Source organism: Sphingopyxis sp. HIX (assembly GCF_001468285.1).
Lineage (GTDB): Bacteria > Pseudomonadota > Alphaproteobacteria > Sphingomonadales > Sphingomonadaceae > Sphingopyxis.
In genome coordinates, this window is the sequence record NZ_LNSB01000074.1 from 1 (window position 1) to 14,051 (window position 14,051).

The 14,051-nt window shown below is 65.5% G+C and carries 11 protein-coding genes; 9 read left to right on the plus strand and 2 right to left on the minus strand.

Annotation, left to right across the window (positions count from 1 at the left end):
• Positions 1-340 precede the first annotated feature (340 nt).
• Genes ATE62_RS22090 through hisN form a run of 3 tightly spaced genes read left to right on the plus strand, consistent with a single transcriptional unit; the run spans position 341 to position 2,467 of the window.
• Entirely contained in the window at positions 341-1,276 is a 936-nt protein-coding gene (locus ATE62_RS22090; protein ID WP_058810343.1) for a ribose-phosphate pyrophosphokinase, read from the plus strand.
• Positions 1,276-1,683, plus strand: a complete 408-nt coding sequence (locus ATE62_RS22095) for a bleomycin resistance protein (RefSeq protein WP_058810342.1) — start codon at positions 1,276-1,278, stop codon at positions 1,681-1,683. The genes ATE62_RS22090 and ATE62_RS22095 overlap by 1 nt, the downstream gene beginning before the upstream one ends.
• Position 1,684: 1 nt before the next feature.
• On the plus strand, positions 1,685-2,467 hold the full coding sequence (gene hisN, locus ATE62_RS22100) for a histidinol-phosphatase (RefSeq protein WP_058810341.1): 783 nt from the start codon (positions 1,685-1,687) through the stop codon (positions 2,465-2,467).
• A gap of 19 nt (positions 2,468-2,486) precedes the next feature.
• On the opposite strand, the gene ATE62_RS22105 is transcribed toward hisN, so the two are convergent.
• Positions 2,487-4,676 carry an AsmA family protein gene (locus ATE62_RS22105; protein WP_082662980.1) on the minus strand — a complete coding sequence of 730 codons (2,190 nt, stop codon included), beginning with the start codon at positions 4,674-4,676 and terminating at the stop codon, positions 2,487-2,489.
• A 176-nt stretch (positions 4,677-4,852) separates the two neighbouring features.
• Between ATE62_RS22105 and rpmI the strand changes: the two genes are divergently transcribed.
• The 6 genes from rpmI to ATE62_RS23070 all read left to right on the plus strand — a co-directional run bounded on the left by rpmI (position 4,853) and on the right by ATE62_RS23070 (position 12,634).
• Positions 4,853-5,056 carry a 50S ribosomal protein L35 gene (gene rpmI, locus ATE62_RS22110; protein WP_037555449.1) on the plus strand — a complete coding sequence of 68 codons (204 nt, stop codon included), beginning with the start codon at positions 4,853-4,855 and terminating at the stop codon, positions 5,054-5,056.
• 13 nt (positions 5,057-5,069) lie between these two features.
• Positions 5,070-5,435, plus strand: coding sequence for a 50S ribosomal protein L20 (gene rplT, locus ATE62_RS22115; protein ID WP_058810340.1), 366 nt, complete (start codon positions 5,070-5,072; stop codon positions 5,433-5,435).
• A gap of 319 nt (positions 5,436-5,754) precedes the next feature.
• Positions 5,755-6,657, plus strand: coding sequence for a helix-turn-helix domain-containing protein (locus tag ATE62_RS22120; protein ID WP_082662978.1), 903 nt, complete (start codon positions 5,755-5,757; stop codon positions 6,655-6,657).
• An 87-nt stretch (positions 6,658-6,744) separates the two neighbouring features.
• Positions 6,745-7,848 (plus strand): phenylalanine--tRNA ligase subunit alpha, encoded by a 1,104-nt coding sequence (gene pheS / locus ATE62_RS22125; RefSeq protein WP_058810339.1) that lies wholly within the window; start codon positions 6,745-6,747, stop codon positions 7,846-7,848.
• On the plus strand, positions 7,845-10,232 hold the full coding sequence (gene pheT, locus ATE62_RS22130) for a phenylalanine--tRNA ligase subunit beta (RefSeq protein ID WP_058810338.1): 2,388 nt from the start codon (positions 7,845-7,847) through the stop codon (positions 10,230-10,232). Before pheS ends, pheT begins: the two co-directional genes overlap by 4 nt.
• A 167-nt stretch (positions 10,233-10,399) precedes the next feature.
• Complete coding sequence (locus ATE62_RS23070; protein ID WP_082662979.1) at positions 10,400-12,634, plus strand: ATP-binding protein; 2,235 nt, start codon at positions 10,400-10,402, stop codon at positions 12,632-12,634.
• A gap of 45 nt (positions 12,635-12,679) precedes the next feature.
• On the opposite strand, the gene ATE62_RS22145 is transcribed toward ATE62_RS23070, so the two are convergent.
• Positions 12,680-14,051 (minus strand): L,D-transpeptidase family protein (locus ATE62_RS22145; protein WP_443028883.1); only part of this gene is annotated, 1,372 nt, incomplete at its 5' end.

The window sequence follows — 14,051 nt, forward strand, 5'->3', positions numbered from 1 at the left end:
GTGGTGGAGGGGTGCGGGAGGTCATACGCCGCGTTCGGCTGCACGCACCCCTCCACCATGCTTCGCATGGTCCCCCTCCCCATCGCTTCGCGACAGGGAGGATTATTACGTCCCCTCCCCACCCCGAAACCGCCATCCGGATCGCCCACGTCCTCTTCGTGGCTTTGCGTCTTCGCGCGAACCCGATCGACCGGTCTGGGCGGCCAACCACAACGGCCAAGGGAGAAGCCATGCCTGCAATCGCCCAAAGCCCCCGCCCCATGGCTTTATCCCCTTCCCCTTCGCGCCCGTGCTGGCTAAGGGGCGCGCAATCCATCCCGCGCGAAAGGGCTCGCACCCCATGAAATTGATCTCCGGCAACAGCAACCTGCCGCTGGCGCGCGCCATCGCCGATTATCTCGAGCTGCCGCTGACCGACACCAGCGTGCGCCGTTTCGCCGACGAGGAAGTCTTCGTCGAGATCCACGAAAATGTCCGCGGCCAGGACGTCTTCGTCGTCCAGCCGACCAATTTCCCGGCGAACGACAATCTGATGGAGCTGCTGATCATCAACGACGCGCTGCGCCGCGCGTCGGCGAAGCGCATCACCGCGGTCGTCCCCTATTTCGGCTACGCCCGCCAGGACCGCAAACCCGGCCCGCGCACGCCGATTTCGGCGAAGCTCGTCGCGAACCTGATCACCACCTCGGGCGCCGACCGCGTGCTCGCGATCGACCTGCACGCCGGGCAGATCCAGGGCTTCTTCGATATCCCGACCGACAATCTCTATGCCGCGCCGGTGATGAGCGCCGACATTCAGGCGCGCTTCGCGGGCAAGAATCTGATGGTCGTGTCGCCCGACGTCGGCGGCGTGGTCCGCGCCCGCGCGCTGGCGAAGCGCCTCGACAACGCCCCGCTGGCGATCGTCGACAAGCGCCGCGAGCGCGCCGGCGAATCCGAGGTGATGAACATCATCGGCGACGTGAAGGGCCGCTTCTGCATCCTGATCGACGATATCGTCGATTCGGCGGGCACGCTTTGCAACGCCGCGGGCGCACTCAAGGCCGCGGGCGCCGAGGGCGTCGTCGCTTATTGTACGCACGGCGTGCTGTCGGGCGGCGCGGTCGCGCGCGTCGAGGCGAGCGAGCTCACCGAGCTGGTGATCACCGATTCGATCCAGCCGACCGACGCGGTCAACGACAGCGCCAAGGTCCGCGCGCTGACCGTCGCGCCGCTGCTCGGCGAGGCGATCAAGCGCATCGCCGACGAAACGAGCGTCTCCTCGCTCTTCGACTGATGAGCCGCAACCCGCCCTTCATCCAGGTGACGCCCTTCCTCGGGGTCGCCGCGATGGAGCCTGCGCTCGCCTTCTACCGCGACATCCTGGGCTTCACCGTCCATGTCGACGAAGGCGGCTATGCCTATGTCGAGCGCGAGCGCATCGCCTTTCGCCTGTTGCAGTGCGAAGATGGCGCCGGGCATCCGCCCGGCAGCGCGCACGCCTATGTCGATGTCGGCAGCGCCGATACGCTGTTCGCCGAACTCGAACCGCGCCTCCGCGGCTTGCCCGAGGGTCGCTGGGGTAGCCCGTGCGACCAGCATTATGGCCAGCGCGAATTCTGGGTGCGCGACCCCGACGGCAACCACATCACTTTCGGCGAAGGCGTGGGTGCCAACGCCGGCCAATGGGACTATCGCCGCTGACATGTCGCTCTCCTCCGATCTCGCGCTCGCCAACCGCCTCGCCGACGCCGCCGGCGCCGCCATCCGCCCACTGTTCCGCGCGGCCTACCGGTCCGAAGCCAAGGCCGACGCCTCGCCGGTAACCGAGGCCGACCGTAGCGCCGAGGCCGTCATGCGCAGCCTGCTGGCGGCCGAGGCGCCGCGCGACGGCATCATCGGCGAAGAGTATGGCAGCGAGCGCCCCGAGGCGTCGCGCCAATGGGTGCTCGACCCGATCGACGGCACGGTGAGCTTCATGGCCGGCCGGCCGATCTTCGGCACGCTGATCGCGCTGCTGCAGGACGGCTGGCCGATCCTCGGCATCATCGACCAGCCGATCGCCGGCGAGCGCTGGGTCGGCGCGATGGGGCAGCCGACCTTGTTCAACGGCAAGCCCGCACGCACGCGGACGTGCCGCGAACTCGCCGATGCCGTGCTCGCGACCACCGGCCCGCAATATTTCAGCGATCACGACGGCGAGCATTTCATGGCGCTCGCCGCGCAGACCGCACACAAGCGCATGGTCTTCGGCGGCGACTGCTACAACTACGGCCTGCTCGCCAGCGGCCATATCGACCTGGTGGTCGAGGCGGGGCTGAAGCTCCACGATTTCGCCGCGCTCGTGCCCGTCGTCGAAGGCGCGGGCGGCACGATGTGCGACTGGAACGGCGACCCGCTCAACGCCGACAGCAGCGGCCATGTCATCGCGCTCGGCGACCCGGCGCGGCTCGAGGATGTGGTCGAAGGGCTGGCGTGCCACCACTGAGCGGCATCGGAAGACCGCGTCAGAAGATGCCGAGGAACTTCTTGCGCTGTTCCTTCTTGCCCTCGGCGCTCTGCTTGCCGTCCTCGGACTTGGCGGTCGTGCCCTTGCCGACGTCGTCACGCGGCCTGCCCTTGCTGGTGCGCTGCGCCGCCGCGGTCGCGCCGGCGAGCACCGGGCCGCACTGCGCCGCCTTGGCATCCCCGGGATCGATGAAGGGCACGACTGCGGCGACCGGCGTCGCGAACACCCCGAGCCCCAGCGCCGCGCCCGCGCGGCCGAGCAGCTGGTCGCTGATCGGGTCGATCGTCGGCGCCGCGAAATAGCCGCCGACGCCGACCGGCGACTGGCCCGAGAAGAGGCTGAAGGTCTTGCCGTCGGCGCGCACGGCCATGTCGATCGCCTCCGAACGGAAGGAGAAACCGCCGCGGCCGAGCATCACATTCTTCTGCGTGTCGATCAGGATCGGATCGGCCGCCGCGACCCCGCCGCGCACGGTGAAGGCGATCACGCCGCAATTCACCTCGACCGGCTTCTTCAATTTGTCCTGGAACATCTTCTGCACGAAAGTCCCGATATCGAGCTCGGCGAGCTGGATGTTACGCGTCCAGAAGGTACCCTGCGGCAACACGAAGGCGATGCGTCCGTTCGACGTCGCGAGCGACTGGCGCACGCTGTCACCGTAACCGACCATCCTGATCCGCCCGCTGACCGTGCCCGTCGTCCCCGATTCTTCGGTCCCGAAACGCGCGAGCAAGGTGCCGAGCCGCGTCGGCGACAGGCGGATGTCATATTCGGTGCGCACCCGCGCCGGGCGCGTGTCGATCGCGATATCGCTTTTGACCGTGCCGCCCGCGACGACGAAGTTGAAGGGCTTCAGCTCCATCAAGCCATTCTTGAGCCCCAGCGTCAGGTCGACATTGCTGATCGGGAAGCTTTCGGCGCGCACTCTCGTCACGCGGTAGCGCACATCGGCATCGAAGCGCTTGAGCGCCTCGACGCGCAGCGGCGCATCGGGCAGCACGCGCGGGCGGCCGTTCACATTCTGCACCGTGCCGCTGGTCCCCATCTTGTCGAGCCGCCGCGGATCGTAACCGACGAAGGGACCGGCATCGATGATGTTGAGCGAGCGGGTCACGAGGTCGGCCTTGAGGTACAGCCTTCCCTTGGGCTGGCTGACCGCGAGCGAGCCCGAAAGGTCGCTGTCGCCGAACACGCCCTTCAGACCCGTGAGCTTCCAGACCCGGTCCTCATAGGTCAGCGCCGACGTGACGCGATAGGCGCGCGTGTCGGGAATCGCGACGCCGAGGAAATCGAAGATGCGCGACAGGTTCGCGCCGCGTGCCTGCAATTCGAGGTCGGCGCCTTCGAGCTCGGTCGGGCCGGGCAGCGTGCCCGACAGGTCGAGCGTGTTGCCGAGCCCCTCGGCGTGCAGCCGCAGCGCATTCTTTCCGCCCGCGATCGTCTCGTTGGGCGAAGTCAGCCCGCCCGACAGGGTGAAGGGCTGGCCGCGCATCGTGCCGCGTCCCGAAAAGCCGATCGCATCGTCGATGCGCGTGTCGGTCGCGCGCACCGTGTTGATGTCGATGTCGGCAAACAGGCGGAGCAATGGGTCGCGGTAGGAAAGGCTGCTGCCGGTGAGCGCGGCGCGGCGGATCTGCGGCAGTTCGAGCGGCTGCGGCGGGCGGTTCGGATCGCCGAAGGTCCAACTGTTGCGCTTGTTCCCCGCATCCCATTCGAGCGCGACGCGCGCGCCGTCGAGGTCGATATAGCGGATAGTACGGTTCCCGAAGATCAGCGGCAGCGTCGCGAGCCGCGCATCGACCTTCTTCGCGGTGAAAAACTGCTTCTCGCGCGCCCAGGCCGGGTTGGCGACACTGATGTCCTCGGCGTAGAATTTGACGTTGAAGGGCGCAAAATAGAGCTGGAAGTCGCCGCCGACCTCGACCTGCCGCTCGAGCTGCGAACTCGCGATGCTTTCGAACGGGCCTTTCAGGAAACGCCCCTTGGTGATGAAGAGGATCAGCCAGATCGCGAACAGGGTGAGCAGCACGATCGCCACAGCGCGAACCGCGATGCGCAGCGGACGCGGGCGTTTCGCCAGCCAGGCCGGGGTCCAGGCGGTTCGCGCCCAGCGTCTGGGCCGCGCGCTCCAGTGCGAATCGCTCCCCGCACCGCGGTTATCGGCAGTGGAACCGGCCGCCGGGGCCATGGGACCGGAGCGCATGTCCATGGAAGGACAATCCGCCGTTGACCGCATCGTTCCTTTTTGCGCCGAATCGCTTGCTTTTCCGCGCCCGCGCCGCTAAGCGCGCCGCTTCCGATTGTACCGGCTGGCTGAAAGGGCTGCCAGGCCGATACGCAAACGGACTTCAAAAGGAGACCAAAATGCCCAAGATGAAGACCAAGAGCGGTGTGAAGAAACGCTTCAAATTCACCGCCTCGGGCAAGGTGAAGCACGGCGTCGCCGGCAAGCGCCACCGCCTGATTTCGCATAACTCGAAATATATCCGCACCAACCGCGGCACCAGCGTGCTCAGCGATTCGGACGCGGCCCATGTGCGCCTCTGGGCGCCCTATGGCCTGAAGTAAGGAGCGCTAGACCATGTCACGCATCAAACGCGGCGTTACCACGCGCGCCAAGCACAAGCGCGTATTGGAACAGGCGAAGGGCTATTATGGCCGTCGCAAGAACACCATTCGCATCGCCAAGCAGGCCGTCGAAAAGGCCGGCCAATACGCCTATCGCGACCGCAAGGTTAAGAAGCGGAGCTTCCGCGCGCTCTGGATCCAGCGCATCAACGCCGCGGTCCGCGCCGAAGGCCTGACTTATTCGCAGTTCATGCACGGCGTGAAGCTGGCCGGGATCGACCTCGACCGCAAGGTGATGGCCGATCTGGCCATGAACGAAGGCGGCGTCTTCGCGGCCGTCATCGCGCAGGCGAAGGCAGCGCTGCCCAAGGCGGCCTGAGCCACCTGACGGCATAGCCGAACGAATATAGGGCGGTCCCGCGAGGGGCCGCCCTTTTTCGTGCCTTCCATTTGCCGAAGCGCGAATCAGAAACGGCGCGAAGGTTGCCCTTCGCGCCGCTCCGACGATGATCGTAAACGACGCATCGCCCCCCTCCCTCCGTACCGAATAGCCGTGGGTCGCAGAAAGCCGCCGGCAGGTGGAAGTGTTCCCTGACGCGACATATGCGGTCGTCGGGATGCAAAAAATTGTAAAAACCCGACACGCAGGGCGCTTAGCCTGTTGTTTTTTTACGCATAGCTGCGATGGGTGCGGCGTCATGACGGATAGGACCAATCCTTCGGACCCCAGCGGCAATGTACACGTGGAGACGCGCTTCTTTCCCGTGTCCGACGCCCTGCGCCCCTATGCCAGCATCATCTATCTGACCGAGGTCGCGGTGCCCGCAGGCACCCGCATCGAGGACTATCTCCACCCCGAATGGGCCAATATGCGCTTCATCGAGGGCGAGACGACGCAGAGCGCGATCGGCGACACGCCGGTCGCGCCCGCGCCCGCCTTCAACGTGTCGGGCCCGACGAGCAAGGCGACCTATTTCTCGGTCGGCAGCATGCGCACCTGGGGCATCGGCATATTGCCCGCGGGCTGGGCGAAATTCTTCGCGCTCTCCGCCGAGGATCTCGCCGACCGTTTCTGCGACGCCGCGGTGCATCCAGCCTTCGCCGACTATGTCGCGCTCGCCGAGCGGCTGCGCGGCGCGAACGACGTCGAGACCGCGGCGCGCACGATCGACGATCATTTCGTCGGCCGGCTGGCTAGCGCGCCGCGCGACGATCCCGCGGTCTTCGCGGCGCACAGCGCGCTGGTCGACGACGAGCTCGCCAGCGTCGGCGAACTGGCCGAGAAGCTCGGCCTCTCCGAGCGGTCGGTCGAGCGGCTGTCGCGGCGCGCCTTCGGCTTTGCCCCCAAATTGCTGCTCCGCCGCCAGCGCTTCCTGCGCAGCCTCGCGCGCTTTATGCTCGACCCGTCGATGGCGTGGATCGATACGCTCGATTATCATTATTACGACCAGGCGCAGTTCACGCGCGATTTCCAGCGCTTCATGGGGATGAGCCCGCGCGCCTATGCCGCGCGGCCGAAGCCGATCCTCGGCGCCGCGGCGCTCGCGCGCGCGGCGGCCGCGGGTGCACCGGTGCAGGGGCTCCACAAGCCCGCGAATTAGCCCTTCGGGGTTGACCCTTGGGGCCCGTTCGGTGCAAGCGGCGCCGCAATAAAGCGCGGCTATTCCGCCGCCGCAGGAAGACCGACAATGAGCGATTATCAGGCCATGCAGGCCGAGCTGACCGGCGCGATCGCCGCCGCGAGCGACCTCGACGCCATCGAAGCGCTGCGCGTCGCCGCGCTCGGCAAGGCGGGCAGCGTCACCGGGCTGCTCAAGACGCTCGGCGGGATGAGCCCCGACGAGCGCCAGTCGGTCGGCCCGCAGATCCACGCACTGCGCGAAACCGTCACCGCCGCGCTCGCCGAGCGCAAGGCGGCGCTCGAAGGCGCGGCACTCGAAGCCAGGCTCGCGGGCGAGAAGCTCGACATGACGCTCCCCGCCGCCGCGAGCGCGCGCGGCAGCGTGCATCCGGTGAGTCAGGTGATGGACGAGCTCGCCGAAATCTTCGCCGACATGGGCTTCGCGGTAGCGACGGGGCCCGAGATCGAGGACGACTGGCACAATTTCACCGCGCTCAACATCCCCGAGACGCATCCGGCGCGCGCGATGCACGACACTTTCTATTTCCCAGACCAGATGCGCGGCGGCCCGCATGATGGCCGCATGCTGCTGCGCACGCACACCTCGCCGGTGCAGATCCGCACGATGATGAGCGAGGAGCCGCCGATCCGGATCATCGCGCCCGGCCGCGTCTATCGCAGCGACAGCGACGCGACGCACACACCGATGTTCCACCAGGTCGAAGGCCTCGTCATCGACCGCGGCATCCATATGGGGCATCTCAAATGGACGCTCGAGACCTTCCTCAAGGCCTATTTCGAGACCGACGACATCGTGCTGCGCCTGCGCCCGAGCTATTTCCCCTTCACCGAGCCGTCGGCCGAGGTCGATGTCGGCTACCGCCATGAAAAGGGCCGCAGGATCGTCGGCGGCCATGGCGACGACGAAGGGCATAGCTGGATGGAGCTGCTCGGCAGCGGCATGGTCAACCGCCGCGTGATCGCCAATTGCGGGCTCGATCCCGACGTGTGGCAGGGCTTCGCCTTCGGGGTCGGGGTCGACCGGCTCGCGATGCTCAAATATGGCATGGACGACCTCCGCGCCTTTTTCGACGGCGACCTGCGCTGGCTGTCGCACTACGGGTTCGGAGCGCTGAGCGTGCCCACGCTCAGCGGGGGGATTTCGGCATGAAGATCACCCTCGACTGGCTCCGCGAACATCTCGATGGCGATTTCACCGTCGCCGATGTCGCCGCGACGCTCAACCGCATCGGCCATGAGGTCGAAGGCGTCGAGAATCCGGCCGAGAAGCTCGCCGGTTTCCGCGTCGCGCGCGTGCTGACCGCCGAAAAACATCCGCAGGCCGACAAATTGCAGGTGCTGACGGTCGATACCGGCGACGGTAGTGCGCCGCTGACCGTCGTGTGCGGCGCCCCCAACGCGCGCGCGGGCCTCGTCGGCGTGCTCGGCCTGCCCGGCGCGGTGGTGCCCGCGAACGGCATGGAGCTCAAGGTCGCGGCGGTGCGCGGGGTCGAATCGAACGGCATGATGTGCTCGACGCGCGAGCTCGAGCTCGGCGACGACCATGACGGCATCATCGAGCTTCCGGCCGATGCCCCCGTCGGCACCCCCTTCGCCGATTATAGCGGCGCGGGCGACCCGGTGGTCGATATCTCGATCACCCCGAACCGGCAGGATTGCATGGGGGTGCGCGGCATCGCGCGCGATCTCGCCACCGCCGGGCTCGGCACGCTGAAGCCGCTCGCGGTGCCGACGATCGACGGGCAGGGTCCGATGGCGACCGAAATCCGGACCGACGACCCCGAGGCCTGCCCCGCCTTCTACGGCCGCACCATCGCGGGCGTCGACAACCGCGTGGCCACCCCCGAATGGATGCGCCGCCGGCTCGAAGCGATCGGCCAGCGCTCGATCTCGGCGCTCGTCGACATCAGCAATTATGTGATGTTCGACCTCGGCCGCCCGAGCCATATCTACGACCGCGCCAAGCTGACCGGCGCGCTCGTCGCGCGGCGCGCGAAGGCGGGCGAGACCGTCACCGCGCTCAACGGCAAGGACTACACGCTCACCGACACGATGACCGTGATCGCCGACGACAAGGGCGTGCACGATATCGCAGGCATCATGGGCGGCGAGCATTCGGGTTGCAGCGAGACGACGACCGACGTGCTGGTCGAAATCGCCTATTTCACCCCCGAACGGATCGCGCTGACCGGGCAGGCGCTGGCGCTGACCAGCGACGCGCGCAGCCGCTTCGAGCGCGGGGTCGACCCGGCGTTCCTGGGCGATGCGACCGAGATCGTGACCCAGCTGATCCTCAACATCTGCGGCGGCACGCCGTCGGTCATGACCAAGGCGGGCGAACCGCCGCTGGAGACGAAGACGGTCGATTACGACCCGTCGCTGTCGGCGAGCCTCGGCGGCATCGCGATCGAGCCCGCCCGCCAGCGCGCGATCCTCGAATCGCTGGGTTTCGGCGTGACCGAGGGCAGCCCCTGGCGGATCGCCGTGCCGAGCTGGCGCCGCGACGTCGACGCCGCGCCCGACATCGTCGAGGAAGTGACGCGCATTACCGGCTTCGACGCGGTCGAATCGGTCGCGCTTCCCCGTTCGGACGGCGTCGCCAAGCCGACCGCGACCGCCGAGCAATTGCTCGAACGCCGGCTGCGCCGCGCCGCGGCGGCGGCGGGCTATCATGAGGCGGTGACGTGGAGCTTTGTCAGCGACCGCGAGGCCGCGCCCTTCGGCGGCGGCGCGTGGAGCCTCGCCAATCCGATCAGCGAAGACCTCAAGGTCATGCGCCCGTCGCTGCTGCCCGGGCTGCTCGCCGCGGCGGCGCGCAACCAGAACCGCGGCGCCGACAGCATCCGCCTGTTCGAGATCGGGCGCCGCTATCTGGCCGATGCCGAGCATCCGACCCTGTGCATCGTGATGGCGGGCAACAAGACCGAGCGCGGCTGGCAGGCGGGCAAGGCGGCACCGTTCGACGCCTATGACGCCAAGGCGGCCGCGCTGGCGCTGCTCGACGCCGCGGGCGCGCCCGCCGACCGCTTGCAGGTGATGGAGCCCGTCGCCGAGGCGGGCATCTGGCACCCCGGACAAGCCGCGACGCTGCGGCTCGGCCCCAAGGCGGTGCTCGCCGAATTCGGCGCGCTGCATCCGTCGCTCGCACGCCACTACGACGTCGACGGCGCGGTGATGGCGGTGCAGATCTTCCTCGATGCGATCCCCGCGAAGCGCGCGAGCGGCCCGGCGCGCAGCGCCTTCACCCCGCCCGCGCTGCAACCGGTGCGCCGCGACTTCGCCTTCCTCGCGCCCGCCACGCTGGCGGCGGGCGACCTCGTCCGCGCGGTCAAGGGCGCCGACAAGGCGGCGATCGTGGACGCCCGCCTGTTCGACCGCTTCGCCGGCCAGGGCGTGCCCGAGGGGCAGGTGAGCCTGGCGGTCGAAGTCGTGCTGCAACCGGCGGAGAAGAGCTTCGCCGAGGCCGAGCTGAAGGCGATTGCGGACAAGGTGGTGACGGCGGCGGCGAAGGTGGGGGCGGTGTTGCGGGGGTGAAGGCTGTTGGCCAGCGAACTGCCTAAGGCTCTTGTCGTGGCCCGTCTTGGTAGCAATGAAATAACTTGGTCCGCCCGAACACGCGGTGATGGCAATCCCCTGATAGAATTGTATGATTGGCCCGGTCGTATAGGATAATCGCTTTACGATTTTTGGGGGCATAGGTGATGTCGGAAGCCAAAGTGCGAGCTGTCGCGCTAGTTATTTACGTACTGACTTTACTATTTGTCCAAGCTTCATTTGTAGATAGCGGGCTAACACCGAACGAGAATGCAATCTGGCTCTACAGTGGTATCGCTAGTCTACTCTTTGGAAACCGAATTCTAAATCCATATTTTACTCCTCCCTCCGGAGCACTGACGAACGGCGTAGCTGCCCTATTGGCTATTGTATCGGCTCTACCCTTGGTCATTGCTTGGACGACAGACGCTTACGTTCTGGGCGCAACTATCGCTTTCTGCGCTTTGATTGCACTGGTTTCTCTCTTGTTGCTGATTTTCCGCGCGCCTCTTGGAACGGAGCCACCCGTATCATGGAGAGTTTTTGAACGCGCCGTAATTGGATTAGGCAGCCCCAACGTAATTTTTGCGATATTGATCAGTGCAGCCGTGTGGCTGTTTCATCGTGATAAACCAGCGGAAGTTTTCGCGATTCTCACGTCGTTTTTGGTTATAACGCTGTTTCAACCGATTGAGGCGTTGGCAAAATATTTGATGTGGTTTCTCGATAGGCCGAAACCAGTAAATCGCGCTGATCTGATTGGCTCAATCGCAGCGCATCAATCGCCTGGTATCGTGCTCGTGCGGCAAGCCGAGGCAACGACAATCGCCAAGGGAACACCAATGGTGATCTCTGATCAGCACGGCCCACCACAGCTCGGGGTCGCCCTTAATTACGTTGGGCGAGATGAGGGCAACCTACTCCGGGTTCTTACCACGTCGCTTCCGAACCGCCTTGCCGCGCTCCACGACAGCCAAGCGCAAGCCGTCGGCGGAATGGCCTTTTCTGTAGTCGTTACTGAGGAAGATAAAGCTGATATTCGAGCTCTGCAGTGGATCGATCGATTGTGTGGCATCGTCGACACTGAAACTAGTCCTGATTATCTTCAATTCGAAGTCGTCAACGAAGCTGGTCTCACCGAAGGGTCTCTGGTTGAAGCAAGGATCGGCGATCACCAAAGCGTTATCTATCAGGTCGTCGATGGCGCGACCCGCGACGAGTTTGTTCAGCAGAAAAATAAATACGGATACGCTCGAGCAAAGGGTCGCAAAATAGGGACATGGGACAATGACGGGCGCCGGTTTTCTCCGGTACCTTGGATGCCTCGAATGAACGCTCCTGTCTTTTTGCTGGAGAAGTTCGACGGCAATCCTGACGATGACTGCGTCGGCCATTTTCCTGCAACGCCATATGGCGTGCGCCTCGATACATCCGCATGTGTTACACACAACACGGCGATCCTCGGCATTCTAGGTGTCGGAAAGAGTTACCTTGCGATTGAGTTGGTCGAGCGGATGATCGCTAAAGGCATCAAGGTGGTCTGTCTGGACTTGACCAATCAATATGAGAGCCTGCTCGAAGATTTCGTTGATCCTGCACACGAACAAGCGAGACGCGAAGCGCTTCTCGCTGCCGGGCGCGGCGGCGCGCCCCATCAAAACAAAGAGGAGGGTGGTTCCCGACATCAATTCAAACAGGCGGTTTTTCGCAAGATGACTGAGTTCATGGCCGCCGATGACGATCACTTCTTGTGGGTTATCAATCCGGCGCAATTCCGAGTGACCAAGCAGGTATCAGGGATGTATAATAACAGCGCAGACCTAGCCCATCTCACTCCCTCCGAAATCACCGCCATATTTTCAGATGCAGCACTCTTCGTCTGCCAACGGATGGGGATGACCGACGAAGCTAGGCTGTGCCTCGTCTATGAAGAGGCTCATTCGCTTGTTCCTGAATGGAATTCAGTCGCCGCCGAGGGCGACAAAATGGCCACAGCCACTAGTGCGAGAGCGATCCTTCAAGGTCGGAAATATGGCCTAGGCTGCCTGTTGATTACTCAGCGCACTGCCAATGTGACCAAGACGATCCTCAATCAATGCAACACGATCTTCGCCATGCGCACTTTCGACGACACCGGTAAAGACTTTCTAGGAAACTATATCGGCTCAGATTACGCGTCGATCTTGCCTTCCATGCAGCCGCGTCATGCTGTTGTGTTTGGTAAGGCATCCTCTTGCGAGAATCCGGTCTTGATACGCTTGAACGATCAAGACACATTTCGCGCCCGATTTCGGCCCGAAAATCCGCCGAAGAGTCCACAACCACTGCCCGCCGCCGAAGCTCAGGAAGTTGGAGAGGCTGGAACAACTGACGACTGCGCCGAGGCGGCGCCGGAAGCTTGAGGCTCCTCTACAAAAGTCATCAATGTGGAAGCTTCGCCCTCTTATCTACCCATCCCGCCCATAAACATCGGGCCGAAACGCCACCCCGCGCTCCGTCGCGACCGCGGTGAGGTAGGTGAGGTACACTGGCACCTCGACCGGGAGCGCCACCGGCTGCTCGGGCGTCTTCGACTTGCTGTTCAGCGGGCGTTGCAACAGCCATTGGCCGAGCTGGGCGGCATTCTCCAGGCGGATGCAGCCGTTGCTGAAATGGCGGTCGGCTTTCTTGAGCAGGTCGCGCTCGGGGGTGTCGTGGAGGTAAATGCCGAGCTTGTTCGGGAAGAGATATTTGACCTTGCCCATCGAATTGGCGCCGCCGGGGAGCTCGCGGAGGCGCAGCACGCGGTCGCCCGCGGCGACCGCGGGCCAGTCGATCGTCGCGGGGTCGAGCTTTTGCGCGTTCGGGCCCCAGTCGGAGAGCGCCTCCATGCGCAGCGACGCAAGGCTGCGGCCGGCGAGGATTTTGGGCGCGACGCTTTTTTGCGCGAGATAGTCGGGGACGTTCCAATAGGGGTTGAGGATCGCCCATTGCAGCTTGCCCGCGAGCATCGGGGTCGGCGTCTCGGGCGCGCCGACGACGACCTTCATCGTCCCCGCGCGCTTGCCCGCGCCGTAATAGAAGAGCTGGCCCGAGGAGGCGTCGACGACCACATGGTGCGTCCAGGGGCCGGGGAGCAGCCGCGCGCGGTCGAGGTTGAGGCGAAGGCGCGCCATATTGTCCTTCGAGGTGCCGCGCTTTTCGGCGGCGCCCGCAAGCGTGCGCAGGCGGACATAATGCTCGCTCATCCAGCCCATGCCGCCGACGTAAGCGGCGAAATCTTTCGGAAAAGCGGCGGCGCGGAGGACGGCGAGCGTGTCGGGGCGGCGGGGTTTGAGGTCGTCATCGGCCCAGACCATCTTCGCCTTACCCGATGAACGCATGTCGCGGACGTAGCGCGCTAAGGCGTCGGACAGCGCGAGCTCGGCGGCGGCGAGTGCGGCGGGGTCGCCGCTGCTGGCGATCGCAAGCGACTGGCGCAGCCTTTCGAGGCGGTAGTCGGCGGGGTCGAGGCCGTCGAGCCTAGCCGAGGCGAGGTGGCCGAGCAGCGCCTGCGCCTGCGGGCCGGGCTTGCTGCCGGCGAGCCAGAGCGGGCGGTAGCCGCGTTCGGCGTAGAATTTCCTGAGGTCGCCGTCGGCCTCGGCGCGCAGCAGCGCGACCACCGCGCCGTTGACGGGCGCGGGGGCGGCCGCCTTCGCTTTCGCTTTCGCCTTGGGCGCGGCGTGGGCGGGGGCGCTCGCGAGGAAGGCGAGCAGCAGCGGGGCGAGGCAGAGGGGAGCGCGGCGGACGCGCGCTCCCCCGGTCATGGCGGTCAGCCCTTTTCCCCGACGCGGGTGGGCG